The sequence below is a fragment of the Streptomyces sp. CA-146814 genome, from assembly GCF_050942385.1.
Taxonomy (GTDB): Bacteria; Actinomycetota; Actinomycetes; order Streptomycetales; family Streptomycetaceae; genus Streptomyces.
Window position 1 is genome coordinate 6,025,376 of sequence record NZ_CP192068.1, and the last position, 18,026, is coordinate 6,043,401.

Annotated in this window: 16 protein-coding genes; 12 read left to right on the top strand and 4 right to left on the bottom strand. The window is 70.9% G+C overall.

All coding sequences use genetic code 11. From position 1 onward, the window contains the following. The first annotated feature begins 22 nt into the window (after positions 1–22). The 6 genes from coaD (at position 23) to mutM (ending at position 4,599) form a co-directional block, all read left to right on the top strand. Positions 23–502, top strand: coding sequence for a pantetheine-phosphate adenylyltransferase (gene coaD, locus ACQP09_RS27090; protein ID WP_433406775.1), 480 nt, complete (start codon positions 23–25; stop codon positions 500–502). A 116-nt stretch (positions 503–618) separates the two neighbouring features. After that, complete coding sequence (locus tag ACQP09_RS27095; protein ID WP_433404125.1) at positions 619–1,743, top strand: cell division initiation protein; 1,125 nt, start codon at positions 619–621, stop codon at positions 1,741–1,743. A gap of 248 nt (positions 1,744–1,991) precedes the next feature. Continuing rightward, entirely contained in the window at positions 1,992–2,600 is a 609-nt protein-coding gene (locus ACQP09_RS27100; protein WP_433406776.1) for a YceD family protein, read from the top strand. 2 nt (positions 2,601–2,602) lie between these two features. Then, positions 2,603–2,776, top strand: coding sequence for a 50S ribosomal protein L32 (gene rpmF, locus ACQP09_RS27105; protein WP_003965982.1), 174 nt, complete (start codon positions 2,603–2,605; stop codon positions 2,774–2,776). Positions 2,777–2,795: 19 nt separating this feature from the next. Then, positions 2,796–3,623 (top strand): ribonuclease III, encoded by an 828-nt coding sequence (gene rnc / locus ACQP09_RS27110; protein ID WP_433404127.1) that lies wholly within the window; start codon positions 2,796–2,798, stop codon positions 3,621–3,623. A gap of 115 nt (positions 3,624–3,738) precedes the next feature. After that, positions 3,739–4,599, top strand: coding sequence for a bifunctional DNA-formamidopyrimidine glycosylase/DNA-(apurinic or apyrimidinic site) lyase (gene mutM / locus ACQP09_RS27115; protein ID WP_433406777.1), 861 nt, complete (start codon positions 3,739–3,741; stop codon positions 4,597–4,599). On the opposite strand, the gene ACQP09_RS27120 is transcribed toward mutM, so the two are convergent. Both ACQP09_RS27120 and ACQP09_RS27125 read right to left on the bottom strand, forming a co-directional pair. Further along, positions 4,572–4,958: a winged helix-turn-helix transcriptional regulator gene (locus tag ACQP09_RS27120; RefSeq protein WP_018509646.1), complete on the bottom strand. Its 387-nt coding sequence runs from the start codon at positions 4,956–4,958 to the stop codon at positions 4,572–4,574. The genes mutM and ACQP09_RS27120 overlap by 28 nt on opposite strands. Before the next feature lie 84 nt (positions 4,959–5,042). Next, the gene (locus tag ACQP09_RS27125; RefSeq protein WP_433404129.1) at positions 5,043–6,029 is read right to left on the bottom strand and encodes a CAP domain-containing protein; all 987 of its coding nucleotides are present in this window, start codon (positions 6,027–6,029) and stop codon (positions 5,043–5,045) included. Between the two features lie 181 nt (positions 6,030–6,210). Here ACQP09_RS27125 and ACQP09_RS27130 point away from each other — a divergent pair, with 181 nt between their 5' ends. From ACQP09_RS27130 to ACQP09_RS27145, 4 genes are all read left to right on the top strand, one after another. Then, on the top strand, positions 6,211–6,492 hold the full coding sequence (locus ACQP09_RS27130) for an acylphosphatase (protein WP_404058972.1): 282 nt from the start codon (positions 6,211–6,213) through the stop codon (positions 6,490–6,492). A 438-nt stretch (positions 6,493–6,930) separates the two neighbouring features. After that, positions 6,931–7,143 carry a hypothetical protein gene (locus tag ACQP09_RS27135; RefSeq protein ID WP_003965973.1) on the top strand — a complete coding sequence of 71 codons (213 nt, stop codon included), beginning with the start codon at positions 6,931–6,933 and terminating at the stop codon, positions 7,141–7,143. Between the two features lie 397 nt (positions 7,144–7,540). Next, positions 7,541–11,242 carry a chromosome segregation SMC family protein gene (locus ACQP09_RS27140; RefSeq protein WP_433404134.1) on the top strand — a complete coding sequence of 1,234 codons (3,702 nt, stop codon included), beginning with the start codon at positions 7,541–7,543 and terminating at the stop codon, positions 11,240–11,242. A 227-nt stretch (positions 11,243–11,469) separates the two neighbouring features. After that, positions 11,470–12,888, top strand: coding sequence for a sugar porter family MFS transporter (locus ACQP09_RS27145; RefSeq protein WP_433404137.1), 1,419 nt, complete (start codon positions 11,470–11,472; stop codon positions 12,886–12,888). Positions 12,889–12,926: 38 nt separating this feature from the next. Here ACQP09_RS27145 and ACQP09_RS27150 read toward each other — a convergent pair whose 3' ends face one another. Then, the gene (locus ACQP09_RS27150; RefSeq protein ID WP_433404140.1) at positions 12,927–13,907 is read right to left on the bottom strand and encodes an LLM class flavin-dependent oxidoreductase; all 981 of its coding nucleotides are present in this window, start codon (positions 13,905–13,907) and stop codon (positions 12,927–12,929) included. Positions 13,908–14,092: 185 nt separating this feature from the next. On the opposite strand from ACQP09_RS27150, the gene ftsY reads away from it, so the two are divergent. Further along, on the top strand, positions 14,093–15,304 hold the full coding sequence (gene ftsY / locus ACQP09_RS27155; RefSeq protein WP_432151075.1) for a signal recognition particle-docking protein FtsY: 1,212 nt from the start codon (positions 14,093–14,095) through the stop codon (positions 15,302–15,304). A gap of 115 nt (positions 15,305–15,419) precedes the next feature. Here ftsY and ACQP09_RS27160 read toward each other — a convergent pair whose 3' ends face one another. Beyond that, complete coding sequence (locus ACQP09_RS27160; protein WP_433404143.1) at positions 15,420–16,067, bottom strand: bifunctional DNA primase/polymerase; 648 nt, start codon at positions 16,065–16,067, stop codon at positions 15,420–15,422. 442 nt (positions 16,068–16,509) lie between these two features. Here ACQP09_RS27160 and nsdA point away from each other — a divergent pair, with 442 nt between their 5' ends. After that, on the top strand, positions 16,510–17,985 hold the full coding sequence (gene nsdA, locus ACQP09_RS27165; RefSeq protein WP_433404146.1) for a transcriptional repressor NsdA: 1,476 nt from the start codon (positions 16,510–16,512) through the stop codon (positions 17,983–17,985). The last annotated feature ends 41 nt before the right edge of the window (positions 17,986–18,026 follow it).

The following is an 18,026-nucleotide window of genomic DNA, read 5'->3' on the forward strand; positions in this document are numbered from 1 at the left end:
ACCGGAGAGCGAGGGAATCACAGTGCGCCGCGCCGTCTGTCCGGGGTCTTTCGACCCCATCACCAACGGACATCTCGACATCATCGGACGAGCTTCCAGGCTGTACGACGTGGTGCACGTCGCGGTGATGATCAACCAGTCCAAGAAGGGGCTGTTCACCGTCGACGAGCGGATCGATCTGATCCGCGAGGTCACCGCCGACTTCGGCAACGTGGAGGTGGAGTCCTTCCACGGCCTGCTGGTCGACTTCTGCAAGCAGCGGGAGATCCCGGCGATCGTGAAGGGCCTGCGGGCCGTCAGCGACTTCGACTACGAGCTCCAGATGGCCCAGATGAACAACGGCCTCTCGGGCGTCGAGACGCTCTTTGTGCCGACCAACCCGACGTACAGCTTCCTGTCGTCCTCGCTGGTCAAGGAGGTCGCGACCTGGGGCGGCGATGTCTCCCACCTGCTGCCGCCCACCGTCCACGAGGCGCTCACGAAGCGGCTGGGCGAGCGCTGAGAATCTGACGGTCCGTCACCAGGTGTCGGGCGGTGGCCGACTGGCCTTACAGTCGTCCCGTCCGTCTCCAACGGAGCAGCAGCTTCAACAGAGCAGCAGAGAGTGGCGAGCACACGGTGGACGTGCAGAAGAAGCTCGACGAGATCGTCGAAGCGGTCGGGAACGCCCGCGCCATGCCCATGTCGGCCTCGTGCGTGGTCAACCGCGCCGAGCTGCTCGCCATGCTCGAAGAGGTGCGCGAGGCCCTGCCCGGCTCGCTCGCCCACGCCCAGGAGCTGATCGGCGGCCAGGAGCAGTTCGCCGAGCAGGCCCGCCAGGAGGCCGAGCGGATCATCCAGTCCGCGCACGCCCAGCGCTCCTCGCTGATCGCCGAGACCGAGATCGCCCGCCAGTCGCAGAGCGAGGCCGACCGGATCCTCTCCGAGGCCCGCCGCGAGGCCGAGGAGGTCCGCGCCGAGGCCGACGACTACGTCGACAGCAAGCTCGCCAACTTCGAGGTCGTCCTCACCAAGACCATCGGCTCCGTCGACCGCGGCCGCGAGAAGCTCCTCGGCCGGGGCCAGGGCCTGGACGAGCAGGGCTACGAGGACCCCGACTTCACCGAGGCCCCCGAGCGCAGCGCCGACCCCGAGACGCTGAAGCAGCGGGCCGACGCGTACGTGGACGCCAAGTTCGGCGCCTTCGAGGCCGTCCTCGCCAAGACCCTGGAGGCGGTCGGCCGAGGCCGCCAGAAGCTGCACGGCCGGGTCGCCTCCGACGACCTCGGGGCCCACATGGCCGCCCAGGACGCGGCGGGCGCCCAGGGCCACACCAGCGACGCCGACTACTTGGCCGGCCTCGCCGAGCTGGCCACGCCGGAGCCGCCGCAGACGCCCGCGCAGCCGCTCTACCAGGAGCAGCCGCAGCACGCTCAGACCGAGCCGGCCTACGCGCAGCCGGAGTACGGACAGGCCGAGTACGCGCAGGCGTCGTACGGCTACCAGGAGCAGCAGGCGCAGGACCCGTACGGCTACCAGCAGGTGCCGGATCCGTACGCGGCCTACCAGCAGCCCGCCTACGACCCGAACCAGTACGCACAGCAGCAGCCGCAGCAGGCCCAGCCCGACTACGGCTGGCAGCAGCAACCGCAGCAGCCCCAGGTGCCCGCCCAGCAGAACCAGGGCGCGCTGGACGAGACCAGCCTCTTCGACACCAGCATGATCGACCTGGAGCAGCTGCGCCGCTACGAAGAGGGCCGCTGACCGCAGGGGCTCGGGCCAGGGGCTCGGGGGAGGTCCTGGGCCGATTGGGTGCTGAGCGGTCCGTCCAGTATCCTGAATCCTCGGTCGCACATAGGTCCGCGATCTCGGCTGCCCGTTTCGTCTGCGAATCGGGACGATTTGACTCCGGACCGTAGACGGTGGCCCCTCCCCTCAGCAGCAAGCACGACACCCATGATCCGAAAGCAGGAGAAGCCCTGAACGGCAACCTCGACCACCGCAACCCTCTCGTGTTCGATACGCGCGAGCTGGGTCGGCGTCCTGGTGCCATGAAGCGGCTCTCCCGCACGGTGGACGCACCCGGTTCACCGGTCCTCGGGATCGACGGCGTCATCGGTGTGCCGGAAGGCGCGCCGCTGGAGCTGGACCTCCGGCTGGAGTCGGTCATGGAAGGGGTCCTCGTCACAGGGACCGCCCGTGCGAGCGCCGAGGGGGAGTGCGTAAGGTGTCTGGAGCCGCTGACCGTCGAGGTCGACGCGGATTTCCAGGAGATGTTCTCGTACCCTGACGCCGATGACCGGGGCCGCGCTGCGGACCCGGCCGACGACGCCGAGGACGACGAGGACAGGTTCTTCCTCGAGGACGGCTTGTTCGACCTCGAGTCAGTGCTGCGTGACGCGGTAGTGCTCGCACTGCCCATGCAGCCGGTGTGCAAGGAGACCTGCGCCGGTCTGTGTTCCGAATGCGGAATCAGGCTGGACGAGAACCCGGGCCACCACCACGACGCCGTCGACATCCGTTGGGCGGCACTGCAAGGACTCGCCGAGACCGTTCAGGACGGCGAGAAGGACAACATGGGCGGCGCCGAACCTGGCGTCGACGAGAAGCAGGAGAAGTAGCCGTGGCTGTTCCGAAGCGGAAGATGTCGCGCAGCAACACGCGCCACCGCCGGTCGCAGTGGAAGGCTGCGGTCCCCACCCTGGTTTCGTGCGAGCGTTGCCAGGAGCCGAAGCTCCAGCACATTGCGTGCCCGAGCTGCGGCACCTACAACAAGCGCCAGGTCCTCGAGGTCTGAGCGGCTGGTGAGAGGCCCGATGTCTGAGTTGTCCAGCGCCAAGAAGCAGGCAGACAACGTCAACACAGCCTCGTCCCACACGCTTCTGGAAGGGCGGCTCGGGTATCACCTCGAGTCCGCCCTTCTGGTGCGTGCGCTGACCCACCGTTCGTACGCGTACGAGAACGGCGGTCTGCCCACCAACGAGCGGCTCGAATTCCTCGGGGATTCGGTGCTCGGCCTGGTGGTCACGGACACGCTGTACCGCACCCACCCCGACCTGCCCGAAGGCCAGCTGGCCAAGTTGCGGGCCGCGGTGGTCAACTCGCGGGCGCTTGCGGAAGTGGGCCGCGGCCTCGAACTCGGCTCCTCCATCCGGCTCGGCCGCGGTGAAGAGGGCACGGGTGGCCGGGACAAGGCTTCCATCCTCGCCGACACACTGGAAGCAGTGATCGGCGCGGTCTATCTCGACCAGGGCCTCAGCGCGGCCTCGGAGCTGGTCCACCGGCTCTTCGACCCGCTGATCGACAGGTCCTCGAACCTCGGCGCCGGCCTGGACTGGAAGACCAGCCTCCAGGAGCTCACCGCGAGCGAGAGCCTCGGCGTGCCCGAGTACCTCGTCACGGAGACCGGCCCGGACCACGAGAAGACCTTCACTGCTGCTGCTCGCGTCGGTGGTGTCTCGTACGGCACCGGCACCGGCCGTAGCAAGAAGGAAGCGGAGCAGCAGGCGGCCGAGTCCGCCTGGCGTGAGATCAGCGCCGCCGCTGAGGCACGGCAGGCCGCGGAGAAGTCCGCCGCGGCCGACGGAGGGGCCGCCGACACCCCTGCCGACCCGTCGCCGAACACGGACGCCGCTCCGGCCTGAAGCAGAACCCCGAACCCCTCGGTGCCCGTGCACCGGGGGGTTCGTCCTGTCCCGGGGAGCGGCTTCCGGTAAGAGGCGCCCCCGTACTACCGTCGTCGTGTCTGGAGTGGTCCACGTGCCCGAGCTGCCCGAGGTCGAAGTCGTACGCCGGGGCCTGGAGCGCTGGGTCAGCGGCCGGACCGTCACCGAGGTCGAGGTCCTGCACCCGCGCTCGGTCCGCCGGCACCTCGCGGGCGGCGTGGACTTCGCAGCCCGGCTGCGCGGGGTCCGGTTCGGTACGGCGATGCGGCGCGGCAAGTACCTCTGGGTGCCGATCGACGAGGCCGCCTCCTCACTGCTGGGCCACCTCGGCATGAGCGGCCAGCTGCTGGTGCAGCCCACGGACGCGCCCGACGAGAAGCACCTGCGGATCCGGCTGCGGTTCGACGACGCGCTCGGCACCGAGCTGCGCTTCGTCGACCAGCGCACGTTCGGCGGGCTCTCGCTCCACGACCTCACCGCCGACGGCCTGCCCGACACCATCGCGCACATCGCCCGGGACCCGCTCGACCCGCTCTTCGACGACGCCGCGTTCCACACGGCCCTGCGCCTGCGCCGTACGACGGTCAAGCGCGCGCTCCTGGACCAGTCGCTGATCAGCGGCGTCGGCAACATCTACGCGGACGAGGCGCTCTGGCGGTCCAAGCTCCACTACGACCGGCCGACCGCCACCCTCACCCGCCCCAAGTCCGCCGAGCTGCTCGGCCACGCCCGGGACGTCATGAACGCGGCCCTCGCCCAGGGCGGCACCAGCTTCGACAGCCTGTACGTCAACGTGAACGGCGAGTCCGGCTACTTCGACCGGTCGCTCGACGCGTACAGCAGGGAGGGCGAGCCGTGCCGCCGCTGCGGGACGCCGATGCGCCGCCGCGCCTGGATGAACCGGTCCAGCTACTTCTGCCCGCGCTGTCAGCGCCCGCCGCGCGCCTCGTCGTAACGCGTCCGGGCGGCGAGCACGTCGTCCATCCGCCCCTCGACGAGGTGGATCAGCCCGAGGAGCCTGCCCGCGACCTCGCGGCCGAGCGGGGTCAGCTCGTAATCCACCCTTGGCGGATTGACCGGCTGCGCCTCCCGCAGGACGAGGCCGTCGCGCTCCAGGGCGTGCAGCGTCTGGGAGAGCATCTTCTCGCTGACCCCGTCGACCCGGCGGCGCAGCTCGTTGAACCGGAGGCTCTCCTCGTACAGCGCGCCCAGCGTCAGACTGCCCCAGCGGCCGGTGGCGTGCTCCAGCGTGGAGCGTGAGGGGCACTGCCGGGAGAAGACGTCGAAGGCGAGATCGTCCGTATCGCTGGCCATATCAACAGCTTACGCCCGCACAGCGCTCACCTTGAGGGAGCGCTGTGCGGGCGTAAGCGGTGGTCGGGTACCCGCGCCTGCGGGTCAGAAGCCGAAGTTCTGGACCCACCACGGGCCGCCGGAGCCCTCGTGGATGCCGATGCCGATCGTCTTGTAGTCGCAGTTGAGAATGTTCGCCCGGTGGCCTTCGCTGTTCATCCAGCCGTCCATCACGGCCTGGGCGTCGGCCTGGCCGCGGGCGATGTTCTCCGCGGCGAGCCCCTGCACACCGGCCTGCGCGGCCCGGTCCCAGGGGGTGTCGCCGTCCGGGTCGGTGTGGTCGAAGAAGCCGCGGGCCGCCATGTCCTCGCTGAAGTTCTGCGCGAGCGAGGTGAGTGCGGTGCTGGTGGTCAGCGGGGAGCAGCCGACCTTCGCGCGCTCCTGGTTCACCAGGGCCAGCACCTCGGCGCGGGCGGAGGTGTCGGAGGGCGAGGGGGCGGGCTTCTTGCTGGGCGGCGGCGGGGCCACGGTCTTCTTCGGCGGGTCCGGGGCCTTGCTCGCCGGGGCGGTGCTCTTCTCCGGGGCCGTGGTGGGCGCCTTCGACTCCTTGGACGGCGTGGCGGCCGGCTTCTTGGAAGGCGTTACGGAGGAGGGCGCGGCCGACTTCGACGGGGTCTTCGAGGCGCTGGCGGAGGGCGACTTCGACGGCGTCTTGGCCGGGGTCGTGGACGGCGACTTCGAGGGCGCCTTCGACGGGGCCTCGGGACGCTCGCTGCCCCGGCTGGCGGGGGAGGAGGAACGGTCGGCCGGGGCGCTGGAGCCGCCCTGCTGCGTCAGCAGGTCGGGTGCGCCGCCGGTGCGCACCTGGTCGGCGGCGGTGGAGCCGCCCGAGGTGTAGGTGTCGCCGCCGGGGAGCAGGCCCGAGGCGACGGCGACCGCGCCGACCGCCATCGCGGCCGAGGCGCCGAGGAGTCCGGTGCGCACGGGCACCGCGGACTTCTTCTTCCGGCGCGTGCCCCGGTGCCGCGAAGCCGCTCCGGCCGCGGGCTCTTCAGCGGCGGGGCCTGCGGCGGATCGTCGGTGGCGTCCCATGCGCTGTGCCTTCCTGATGCTCCGGACGTCGCATCGACGTCACCCGATCACCGGTCGGTTCACCGGTCGATCTTGGTCCCCGTACTCACCCGAACGAGTGAGGCTATTGCGACGGGACTGTACGCCATGGCTCAAAGGGGCCGCCGTGCTCTTGGAGCAATTGGCCGGTTAGCGTTCGGGCATGAACGAAGAGGCACGGCTGGTCATCTGGGTACGCGGCCGAGTACAGCAAGTAGGCTTCCGCTGGTTCACCAGGGCAAATGCTTTGGAGATCGGCGGACTCGTGGGCTTTGCACTCAATCTCGACGATGGCCGGGTACAGGTGGTCGCCGAAGGATCACGTGACAATTGCCACCGTCTGCTGGATTGGCTGCGCTCCGCCGACACACCCGGACGCGTGGACGGAGTCACTGAGATCTGGGACACCCCGCGCGGCGGTTACGACGGATTCGCCATCCGCTGACAGGGGCTCGCGCGGGCGTCCCCGATCCGCTCGGTGAACGCACCGGAGCGAACGGTCACGGGCCGGCCCGTGGGACCCTCGCACCCGAAATGACCTGCGAAAGGACCGCGCGGCGACCGATGGTTGCCAGATGCGGAATGTCGTGCAAGGCTGCGGCATTGACGAAGATCCTCACCCCCGTCGGGGTCCCGCAGGAGAGTCGCGCCGCATGATCGTCCGGCCGCGCGCCCCCGGGACGCCTGGCTCCCCAGGGTGTGATCGTGTTGACCGTCAAACTTTTTGGTGAGACGCTGAAAACCCCGCGCACCTTAGCTGTTCGGTAGAGCTGGTATGCAGCAGAACCGCAGTGGTGACAGAGCCCTGCCGAGCACCGCGGGTGCGATCCCCTGACGACCCACACCGCATCGGTCGGTCACTCATTGTGGAGGACCATCCATCATGGCAAAGGCGCTTCTCGGTTACGTCGGCGGTTCCGACCCGCGACTCCTCGCCGAGATGCGACGGCTTCAGCAGCGCGTCCAGGACCTGGAATCCGAGCTCAACCGGATCCAGGACGAGAACGACGCGCTCAACGCCGCCGCTCAGCACCAGGAGTCGTTGCTCGACAGCATCGACATCGACGTACCCCAGGGCGAGCCTGCGCTGACCTGACCGGTGGCCCCATCGGGCCGGTCGGGCTGAGCAGTGCTCATCAGCCTCGGAACATCTCTTCATATCTGATCCGTCCTGCGTCACGGATCGCCGTCCCCGGACGACCGGGTCCCTGACCGACAGGGACGCCTGTGTCCGGACACCGGTAACGCATCCGCTCGGTTGCCGTGGCGATACGCGTGCGGGACCGCACGGATCGTTCAACCGGATCACGCACCAGGATCTACGCACCAAGATCTGCACCAGGATCCACGCACCAAGATCTACAGGGACGCCTCGGCGTCCCTTTTTTCTTTGCCCGGACCCCCCGGCCCCCGCCGTACCCCCCTCGCTTACCGTCTGATGTGCCCTGCACCTTCATCACCGAAACCGAGAGGGAAAGGTAGAGTCCGGCGGCGTGCACCTCAAGGCCCTGACCCTGCGTGGTTTCAAATCGTTCGCGTCCGCCACCACCCTGCGGTTCGAGCCGGGGATCACCTGTGTCGTCGGCCCCAATGGGTCGGGGAAATCCAATGTGGTCGACGCCCTCTCCTGGGTCATGGGAGAACAGGGAGCCAAATCCCTGCGCGGCGGCAAGATGGAAGACGTGATCTTCGCCGGGACGACCGGGCGGCCTCCGCTCGGCCGCGCCGAAGTCTCGCTGACCATCGACAATTCCGATGGCGCACTGCCCATCGAGTACGCCGAAGTGACGATCACGCGGATCATGTTCCGTAATGGCGGCAGTGAATACCAGATCAATGGTGACACCTGCCGGCTGCTGGACATCCAGGAACTCCTCTCCGATTCCGGTATCGGCCGCGAGATGCACGTCATCGTGGGCCAGGGCCAGTTGGACTCCGTCCTGCACGCCGACCCGATGGGCCGCCGGGCCTTCATCGAGGAGGCCGCCGGTGTCCTCAAGCACCGCAAGCGGAAGGAGAAGGCGCTCCGCAAGCTGGACGCGATGGGCGCCAACCTGGCCCGCGTCCAGGACCTCACCGACGAGCTGCGCCGCCAGCTCAAGCCGCTCGGCCGACAGGCCGCCGTCGCCCGCCGGGCCGCCGTCATCCAGGCCGACCTGCGCGACGCCCGCCTCCGGCTCCTCGCGCACGACCTGGTGACCCTGCGGGACGCGCTGCGCGACGAGATCGCCGACGAGGCCGAACTGAAGAAGCGGAAGGACGCGGCGGAGGCCGAGCTGAAGGCCGCGCTGGCCCGGGAGGCCGAGCTGGAGGGCGAGGTGCGGCGCCTGGCACCGCGGCTCCAGCGCGCCCAGCAGACCTGGTACGAGCTGTCGCAGCTGGCCGAACGCGTACGCGGCACGGTCTCGCTGGCCGACGCCCGCGTCCGGAGCGCCACCGAGGCGCCTTCGGAGGAGCGCCGGGGCCGCGACCCCGAGGACCTGGAGCGAGAGGCCGCCCGCGTCCGCGAGCAGGAGGCGGAGTTGACGGCGTCCCTGGAGGCGGCCGAACACGCGCTGGAGGACACCGTCGCCCACCGCGCCGACCTGGAGCGCGAGCTGGCCGCCGAGGAACGCCGGCTCAAGGACGCCGCCCGCGCCATCGCGGACCGCCGTGAAGGGCTGGCCCGGCTGAACGGCCAGGTCAACGCCGCCCGCAGCCGGGCCGGTTCGGCGCAGGCCGAGATCGACCGGCTGGCCGCATCGCGCGACGAGGCCCAGGAGCGCGCGGTGACCGCCCAGGAGGAGTACGAGCAGCTCAAGGCCGAGGTCGAGGGCCTGGACGCGGACGACGAGGAGCTGACCGTCCGCCACGAGGAGGCCAAGCAGGCGCTGGCCGAGGCCCAGGCCGCCCACAGCACCGCCCGCGAGGAGGCGACGGCCGCCGAGCGCAGGCGGGCGGCGGTCGCGGCGAGGCACGAGGCGCTGGCCCTGGGGCTGCGCCGCAAGGACGGTACGGGAGCGCTGCTCGGCGCCCGGGACCGGCTGGCGGGCCTGCTGGGACCCGCCGCCGAACTGCTCACCGTCCGGCCCGGCTACGAGGTCCCGGTCGCCGCCGCACTCGGCGCGGCGGCGGACGCGGTGGCGGTGACGGACCCGGCCACGGCCGCCGAGGCGATCCGCCTGCTCCGCGACCGGGACGCGGGGCGCGCGGCGATGCTGCTGGGCGGCGGGTCGGCGGAGGGCGCCGGGTCCGGTCACGTACCGGGGCAGGGCGGCGAGTTCGTCCAGGACGAGGCTCCGGGGGCGGCCCCCGGCCCGCTGCCCGCACAGGGGGGCGCACCCGGCGGTACGGGGTCCGCGCCCGGCGGCCCCGATGTGCTCGCGCTGCCCCACGGCCGTACCGAAACCCTCACCACCACCGCCGTAGCCGACCTGGTCACCGGCCCCGCCCCCCTGATGGCCGCCGTCCGCCGCCTCGTACGGGACACCGTCGTCGTCGCCACGCTGGAGGACGCCGAGGCGCTCGTCGCCGTGCACCCCGGGCTCACCGCCGTGACCGGTGAAGGGGACGTGCTCTCCGCGCACTTCGCGCACGGCGGGTCCGCCGGGGCGCCCAGCCTCCTGGAGGTGCAGGCCTCCGTGGACGAGGCCGCCGCCGAACTGGCAGAGCTGGCCGTGCGGTGCGAGGAGCTGGCGGAGGCGCAGCGGCTGGCGGGGGAGCGGCGCACGGAAGGGGCCGCGCTCGTCGAGGAGCTGGGGGAGCGGCGGCGGGCGGCCGAGCGGGAGAAGTCGGGCGTCGCGCAGCAGCTCGGCCGGCTCGCCGGGACGGCCCGGAGCGCGGCGGGCGAGGCCGAGCGGATGACCGCCTCCGCCGCCCGTGCCCAGGAGGCGCTGGAGCGGGCGGTGGAGGAGGCGGAGGAGCTGGCTGAGCGGCTGTTGGTGGCCCAGGAGGCGCCGGTGGAGGAGGAGCCCGACACCTCCGTACGGGACCGGCTCGCCGCCGACGGTGCCAACGCGCGCCAGACCGAGATGGAGGCCCGGCTCCAGGCCCGTACGCACGAGGAGCGCGTCAAGTCGCTGGCCGGACGCGCCGACGGGCTCGACCGGGCCGCCCGCACCGAACGTGAGGCCCGCGCCCGCGCCGAGCAGCGCCGGGCCCGGCTGCGCCATGAGGCGGCCGTGTCCTCCGCCGTCGCCTCGGGCGCCCGTCAGCTGCTGGCGCACGTCGAGGTCTCCCTCGTACGGGCCGACCAGGAACGCACCTCGGCCGAGGCCGCCAAGGGCGAGCGGGAGCGCGAACTGGCCGCAGAGCGGGGCCGGGGCCGCGACCTCAAGGGCGAGCTGGACAAGCTCACCGACTCCGTCCACCGCGGCGAGGTGCTCGGCGCCGAGAAGCGGCTGCGCATCGAGCAGCTGGAGACGAAGGCGTTGGAGGAGCTGGGCGTGGAGCCGGCCGGGCTCGTCTCCGAGTACGGCCCGGACCAACTCGTGCCGCCGTCGCCGCCCGCCGACGGAGAGGAGCTGCCGGAGGACCCGGAGCACCCCCGTAACCGGCCGAAGGCCTTCGTCCGCACCGAACAGGAGAAGCGGCTGCGGTCGGCCGAACGGGCGTACCAGCAACTCGGGAAGGTGAATCCGCTCGCCCTGGAGGAGTTCTCGGCGCTGGAGGAACGGCACAAGTTCCTCTCCGAGCAGCTCGAAGACCTGAAGAAGACCCGGGCCGATCTGCTCCAGGTGATCAAGGAGGTCGACGAGCGGGTGGAGCAGGTGTTCACCGAGGCGTACCGGGACACCGCCCGCGAGTTCGAAGGCGTCTTCGCGCGGCTCTTCCCGGGCGGCGAGGGACGGCTGATCCTGACCGACCCGGAGAACATGCTCGTCACCGGAGTGGACGTGGAGGCCCGTCCGCCGGGTAAGAAGGTGAAGCGGCTCTCGCTGCTCTCGGGCGGTGAGCGGTCCCTGACGGCCGTGGCGTTGCTGGTCTCCATCTTCAAGGCCCGTCCCAGTCCCTTCTATGTGATGGACGAGGTCGAGGCCGCGCTCGACGACACCAACCTGCAGCGGCTGATCCGGATCATGGAGGAGCTCCAGGAGAGCTCCCAGCTGATCGTCATCACCCACCAGAAGCGGACGATGGAGGTCGCCGACGCGCTGTACGGCGTCTCCATGCAGGGGGACGGTGTGTCGAAGGTGATCAGCCAGCGGCTGCGCTGACCCGGTCGGCGGATCGGCCGACTCTTTACCGAATCGTCAGCGGTTCGACGCACCTTTCGCGCACACCTGGGTACATGCGCTGGGACCCGCTGTGTGGCTTCGTTTCTTGAACGCATAACCTCTGCGAAGTTGATTTCACCTTCAAGTGGTGGCGGGCCGAATGTTGTGCCCCACTGGGAAGGCTCACCCCCCCACGTCTGACTTGCGGCCAGACATCAGGAGTTCATGTGACCAGCGCAGCGAACGGACCGGCGTCCGGAGCCCGAGAGGCCCATCCGGACCACCTCGGCCATGTCATCTTCATCACGGCGGCCGCGGCGATGGGCGGCTTCCTCTTCGGCTACGACAGTTCCGTCATCAACGGGGCCGTCGAGGCGATCCGCGACCGGTACGACATCGGCTCCGGCACCCTTGCCCAGGTCATCGCCATCGCGCTGATCGGCTGTGCGATCGGCGCCGCCACCGCCGGCCGGATCGCGGACCGGATCGGCCGCATCCGCTGCATGCAGATCGCCTCGGTGCTCTTCACCGCCAGCGCCATCGGCTCCGCGCTGCCGTTCGCCCTCTGGGACCTGGCGATGTGGCGCATCATCGGCGGCTTCGCCATCGGCATGGCCTCCGTGATCGGCCCGGCCTACATCGCCGAGGTCTCCCCGCCGGCCTACCGCGGCCGGCTCGGCTCCTTCCAGCAGGCCGCGATCGTCATCGGCATCGCCGTATCGCAGCTGGTCAACTACGCCGTCCTCCAGATCGCCGACGGTGACCAGCGCGGCGAGATCCTCGGCCTGGAGGCCTGGCAGTGGATGCTAGGTGTGATGGTCGTCCCGGCCATCCTGTACGGGCTCCTCTCCTTCGCCATCCCCGAGTCCCCGCGCTTCCTCATCTCGGTCGGCAGGAAGGCCGAGGCCCGCAAGATCCTCGAAGAGGTCGAGGGCGACAAGATCGACCTGGATGCCCGCGTGACCGAGATCGAGACGGCCATGCACCGCGAGCACAAGTCCTCCTTCAAGGACCTGCTCGGCAACCGCTTCTTCTTCCTGCCCATCGTCTGGGTCGGCATCGGCCTGTCGATGTTCCAGCAGCTCGTCGGCATCAACGTGGCGTTCTACTACTCGGCGACGCTGTGGCAGTCCGTCGGCATCGACCCGACCGACTCGTTCTTCTACTCGTTCACCACCTCGATCATCAACATCATCGGCACGGTCATCGCGATGGTGCTGGTCGACCGGGTGGGCCGCCGGCCGCTCGCGCTCGTCGGCTCGGTCGGTATGGCCGTCGCGCTCGCCGTCGAGGCGTGGGCCTTCTCCGCCGACCTGGTCGACGGCAAGCTGCCCGAGACCCAGGGCGCGGTGGCGCTGATCGCCGCCCACACGTTCGTGCTCTTCTTCGCGCTGTCGTGGGGTGTCGTCGTCTGGGTCTTCCTGGGCGAGATGTTCCCGAACCGCCTGCGCGCCGCCGCGCTCGGCGTCGCCGTCTTCGCGCAGTGGATCGCCAACTGGGCGATCACCGCCAGCTTCCCGAGCCTCTCCGACTGGAACCTCTCGGGGACGTACATCATCTACACCTGCTTCGCGGTGCTCTCCATCCCCTTCGTGCTCAAGTTCGTGAAGGAGACGAAGGGCAAGACGCTGGAGGAGATGGGCTAGTCCCTTTTATGTTCACGCGCTGCCCTGGTTCATGGCCGTCATGGCCCAGCCGGGGCAGCCGGCGTTTCCAGCGCCTCGCAGAACAGCCGCAGGCTCCGCCACCCCTCCTCCACGGGCATCCCGCCGCAGAGCGGATGCAGCACCAGCGAGTCCGCGTCCAGCGCCGTGAGCTCCTGCGGCGTGACGATCCGGTAGACGCCCTCCTCGCGCAGCTCGGCCACCGTCGTGGCCGCCGAGCGTACCGCCGAGCGGATGTCCTTGGACTGCCAGGAGGCGTACGTCCGCGCCTCGTGCAGCAGGTGCTCCCCGTACAGCGCCCACGTCCGCTCCGGGTCCTCGGAGACCTGGAGGAGCGGCGTCCGGGCCGCGGGCATCATGCAGAACCCCTCCGTCCCGTACGCCTCCCGCTGCTGGTGGTAATACGCCTCCAGCTCTGGCAGATGCGCGCTCGGGAAGAGCGGCAGCCCCAGCCGTGCCGCCCGCCGCGCCGCCGCCCGTGAGCTGCCGCCGACCAGGAGCATGGGGTGCGGCCGCGTGTACGGACGCGGCGTGACGCGTACCGTACGGCCCCGGTACGGGAACGGCTCGCCGGTCCACGCCGCCAGCAGCGTCTCCAGCAGCTCGTCCTGGAGCTTTCCGCGCCGCCCCCACTCCACGCCCGCCCGCTCGTACTCCTCGGGCCGGTAGCCGATCCCCGCGACCGTCACCAGCCGCCCCGCGCTCAGCAGGTCCAGCACCGCGATGTCCTCCGCCAGCCGCAGCGGATCGTGCAGCGGGCCGATGATCGCCGACACCGTCACCGCGATCCGCCGCGTGGCGCCGAAGACCGCGCCGGCGAAGGTGAACGGCGAGGGCAGCCAGGAGTTCGCCACCCCGTGGTGCTCCTCGGTCTGCACCGTGTCGACGCCGTGCCCGTCCGCGTACGCCGCCATCTCCAGGGCGGCGCGGTAGCGGGCCGAGAGGGTCACGGGGGTGGCTTCGGGGTCGACGAGATTGAACCGGACCACGGTGAAGGCCATGACGGGTCTCCCTTTCGCCGGATGCCTCAAGGGCGGGGCGGGGTGCACCGTAACTGACGTGCCGTCAGAAAGGTAGAGGCGGGGGTCGGGCATTACCGCCAAAAGGTGCATCCGGATCCGGTGGATCGCCGGGTGGCGTGCGGGGCCGTGCCCGTACGGCGGCCGTGGCCGATACTGGACGGGTTATGGAACTCGTCGAAATCGTCATCCTCGCTGTAGTCATCGCCCTGGCCGCCGTCGGCCTGGTCGGCGGGCTCGTGGTCGGCAGCCGCAAGAAGCGGAAGCTGCCGCCCCCGCCGCCGTCCACGCCGACCATCACTCCTCCCGCCGAGCCGAAGGTCGGCGAGGAGGCCGAGACGCCGCGCGACGAAGCGCGGCGCACCATCGACGAAGTCGGCCTCCCGGACGCCACCGCGCCGGTCGAGGAGGCCCCGGTCGTCGAGGCTCCGGCGCCGCCCGCGCTGGAGATCCCCGAGCCCACCGAGGGCCGGCTCGTCCGGCTCCGGGCCCGGCTCGCCCGCTCGCAGAACTCGCTCGGCAAGGGGCTGCTCACGCTGCTGTCCCGGGACAACCTGGACGAGGACACCTGGGAGGAGATCGAGGACACCCTCCTCACCGCCGACGTCGGCGTCGCCCCCACCCAGGAACTGGTCGAGCGGCTCCGCGAGCGCGTCCGCGTGCTCGGCACCCGCACGCCCGAAGAACTCCGCGCCCTGCTGCGCGAAGAGCTGATCACCCTGCTCGGCCCGGACTTCGACCGCGAGGTCAAGACCGAGGGCGGCGCCGAGACCCCCGGCGTCGTCATGGTCGTCGGCGTCAACGGCACCGGCAAGACCACCACCACCGGCAAGCTGGCCCGGGTGCTCGTCGCCGACGGCCGCAGCGTGGTCCTCGGCGCGGCCGACACCTTCCGCGCCGCCGCCGCCGACCAGCTCCAGACCTGGGGCGAGCGCGTCGGAGCCCGTACGGTCCGCGGGCCCGAGGGCGGCGACCCGGCCTCGATCGCGTACGACGCGGTCAAGGAGGGCATCGCCGAGGGCGCCGACGTGGTCCTCATCGACACCGCCGGCCGGCTGCACACCAAGACCGGGCTCATGGACGAGCTGGGCAAGGTCAAGCGGGTCGTGGAGAAGCACGGTCCGCTGGACGAGATCCTCCTCGTCCTGGACGCCACCACCGGACAGAACGGCCTCGTCCAGGCACGGGTCTTCGCCGAGGTCGTGGACATCTCCGGCATCGTCCTCACCAAGCTCGACGGCACCGCCAAGGGCGGCATCGTCATCGCGGTCCAGCGCGAGCTGGGCGTACCGGTGAAGCTGATCGGGCTCGGCGAGGGAGCGGACGACCTGGCTCCGTTCGAGCCGGGCGCCTTCGTGGACGCGCTGATCGGAGACTGACGCGCACCACTCCGTACGGCGGACGGGCGGCGGCTCCTTCAAGAGGGCCCGCCGCCCGTCCGTCGTTTTTCGTGCTCCCTAGGGTGTGCCCCGGCCCTGATCCGCCGGACACCCCCTAGGAGCGATGGCAGCTGTACGCCAGCGTGCCCAGCAGCAGCCGCGCCTGCGGGGGAGCGGCGGCGGTGTCCAGCACCGGTGGCCGCAGCCAACGGACCGGGCCGAGGCCGCCGAGGTCGGACGGCGGTGCGGTGATGTGCGCGCCCGGCCCGAGCGCCCGCAGGTCCAGGTCCGCGTCGTCCCAGCCCATCCGGTAGCGCAGGCCCGGCAGCTCGGCGGCGGCCCCGGGCGCGACGAAGAACTGCGCCCGGCCGGTCGGCGTCACCGCCACCGGCCCCAGCGGCAGCCCCATCCGCTCCAGCCGCACCAGCGCCCGCCGCCCGGCCTGCTCCGCGACCTCCAGGACGTCGAAGGTCCGGCCCGCCGGCAGCAGCATCGAGGCGCCCGGCGTCTCGGCCCAGGCGTCCGCCGCCGCGTCGAGGCCGGTGCCCGCCGGGACCTCCCGGGCGAAGCCCAGCGGATGCGCGCCGGGAGCGGGACAGGCCCGCTGCCCGCAGGAGCACGCGCCGTCGCGGGCCCGGGTGCCGGGCGCCACGGCCCAGCCCCAGAGCCCGGTGTACTCGGCCACCGCGGTGGCCTCGGTGCCGCGGCCTCGCCGCCGTACGCCGGAACGTTTCTCGCGGATGCCGCCGATCGTGAAGCCCATGCCCCCTCCAACGGGTCCGACTCATCGGTGGTTACGACCCGGAACGCTCGGGTAACCCTCCGTCGCTGCAACTCGATCGAGTGGCGTGCGCCGTAGTGCGCGAGGTGGTGCGGCCCTGTGCGTGCGCCCCTGAGCGCTTCCGTACGCCCGCCATCGGTCGTGGTGCCCCAAGTCAAGCGCGCCACAAGGCAGTCGGGTTCATTCGAAGGGGTGGCGAATGGTGGCGTTTCCGCAATCCCCCTCGCGAGAGGGGTGATCGTAGGATTACCGTCGGTACACGGGCTCTGGGAGAATGTGCGGTCACGGGTATGCCTCGGGCAACCCGGTTTCCCGTGCGGCCGTGGGCAACTCCCGTACGGACAGCACCGATGCTTGGCATTCTGGGAGTGGTTCGCGCGATGAGGATGCGACGGGGAGGATTCAGCGTGATGGGGGCGTTCCGGTGAGTGGCAGCGGCGCAGGCGATACGGATGCGGGCAAGCGTCCCAACGGCCAGCTGGGGTCGTGGTTCGTGCGCAGTGGCTGGTCGAAGGGCGAGCTGGCGCGCCAGGTGAACCGGCGGGCGCGCCAGATGGGCGCCTCCCACATCAGCACCGACACCTCCCGGGTGCGGCGCTGGCTCGACGGCGAGCAGCCGCGCGAGCCGATCCCGCGCATCCTCTCCGAACTGTTCTCCGAGCGGTTCGGCGCGGTGGTCGCCGTCGAGGACCTAGGGCTGCGCACCGCGCACCAGTCACCCTCGGTGGCCGGGGTCGACCTGCCCTGGGCCGGCCCGCAGACCGTCGCCCTGCTCAGCGAGTTCTCCCGCAGCGACCTGATGCTCGCCCGGCGGGGCTTCCTCGGCAGCTCGCTCGCGCTGGCCGCCGGGCCCTCCCTGATCGAGCCGATGCAGCGCTGGCTGGTGCCCGTCCCCGCCAGAGGGCCGGGCGAACCGGAGTCGGAGGCCGCCGCCCGCAAGCCCTCCCGGCTCTCCGGCCCCGAGCTGGACCTGCTGGAGTCCACCACCGCGATGTTCCGGCAGTGGGACGCCCAGTGCGGCGGCGGGCTGCGCCGCAAGGCCGTCGTCGGGCAACTCCACGAGGTCACCGACCTGTTGCAGGAACCGCAGCCCGGCCCGACCTCCAAGCGCCTCTTCCGCTGCGCCGCCGAACTGGCCGAGCTGGCGGGCTGGATGAGTTACGACGTAGGCCTCCAGCCCACCGCCCAGAAGTACTTCGTGCTCGCGCTGCACGCCGCCAAGGAGGCCGGGGACAAGCCGCTCGGCAGCTACATCCTCTCCAGCATGAGCCGCCAGATGATCCACCTGGGCCGCCCCGACGACGCCCTGGAGCTGATCCACCTCGCGCAGTACGGCAGCCGCGACTGCGCCACTCCCCGTACGCAGGCCATGCTGTATGCGATGGAGGCCCGCGCGTACGCCAACATGGGCCAGCCCAGCAAGTGCAAGCGGGCCGTCCGGATGGCCGAGGACACCTTCCAGGACGCCGGACTGGACGGCGAGCCCGAGCCCGACTGGATCCGCTTCTTCTCCGAGGCCGAGCTCAACGGGGAGAACGCCCACTCCTACCGTGACCTGGCCTATGTCGCCGGCCGCAGCCCCACCTACGCCTCGCTCGCCGAGCCCGTCATGGAGAAGGCCGTCGAGCTGTTCGGCGAGGACGACGAGCACCAGCGCTCCTACGCGCTCAACCTCATCGGCATGGCCACCGTCCACCTGCTCCAGCGCGAGCCCGAGCAGTCCACCGTCCTCGCCGGACAGGCCCTGAAGATCGCCAAGAAGGTCCGCTCCGAACGGGTCAACACCCGGCTGCGCAAGACCGTCGACACCGCTGCCAGGGACTTCGGCGATGTCGCCGATGTCGCCCGGCTCACCGATCTGCTCAGCGAACAGCTGCCGGAGTCCGCCGAAACGGTCTGACCCGGCACCACGGCCCCGGCCGCGGCACCTCCTCCGTACAG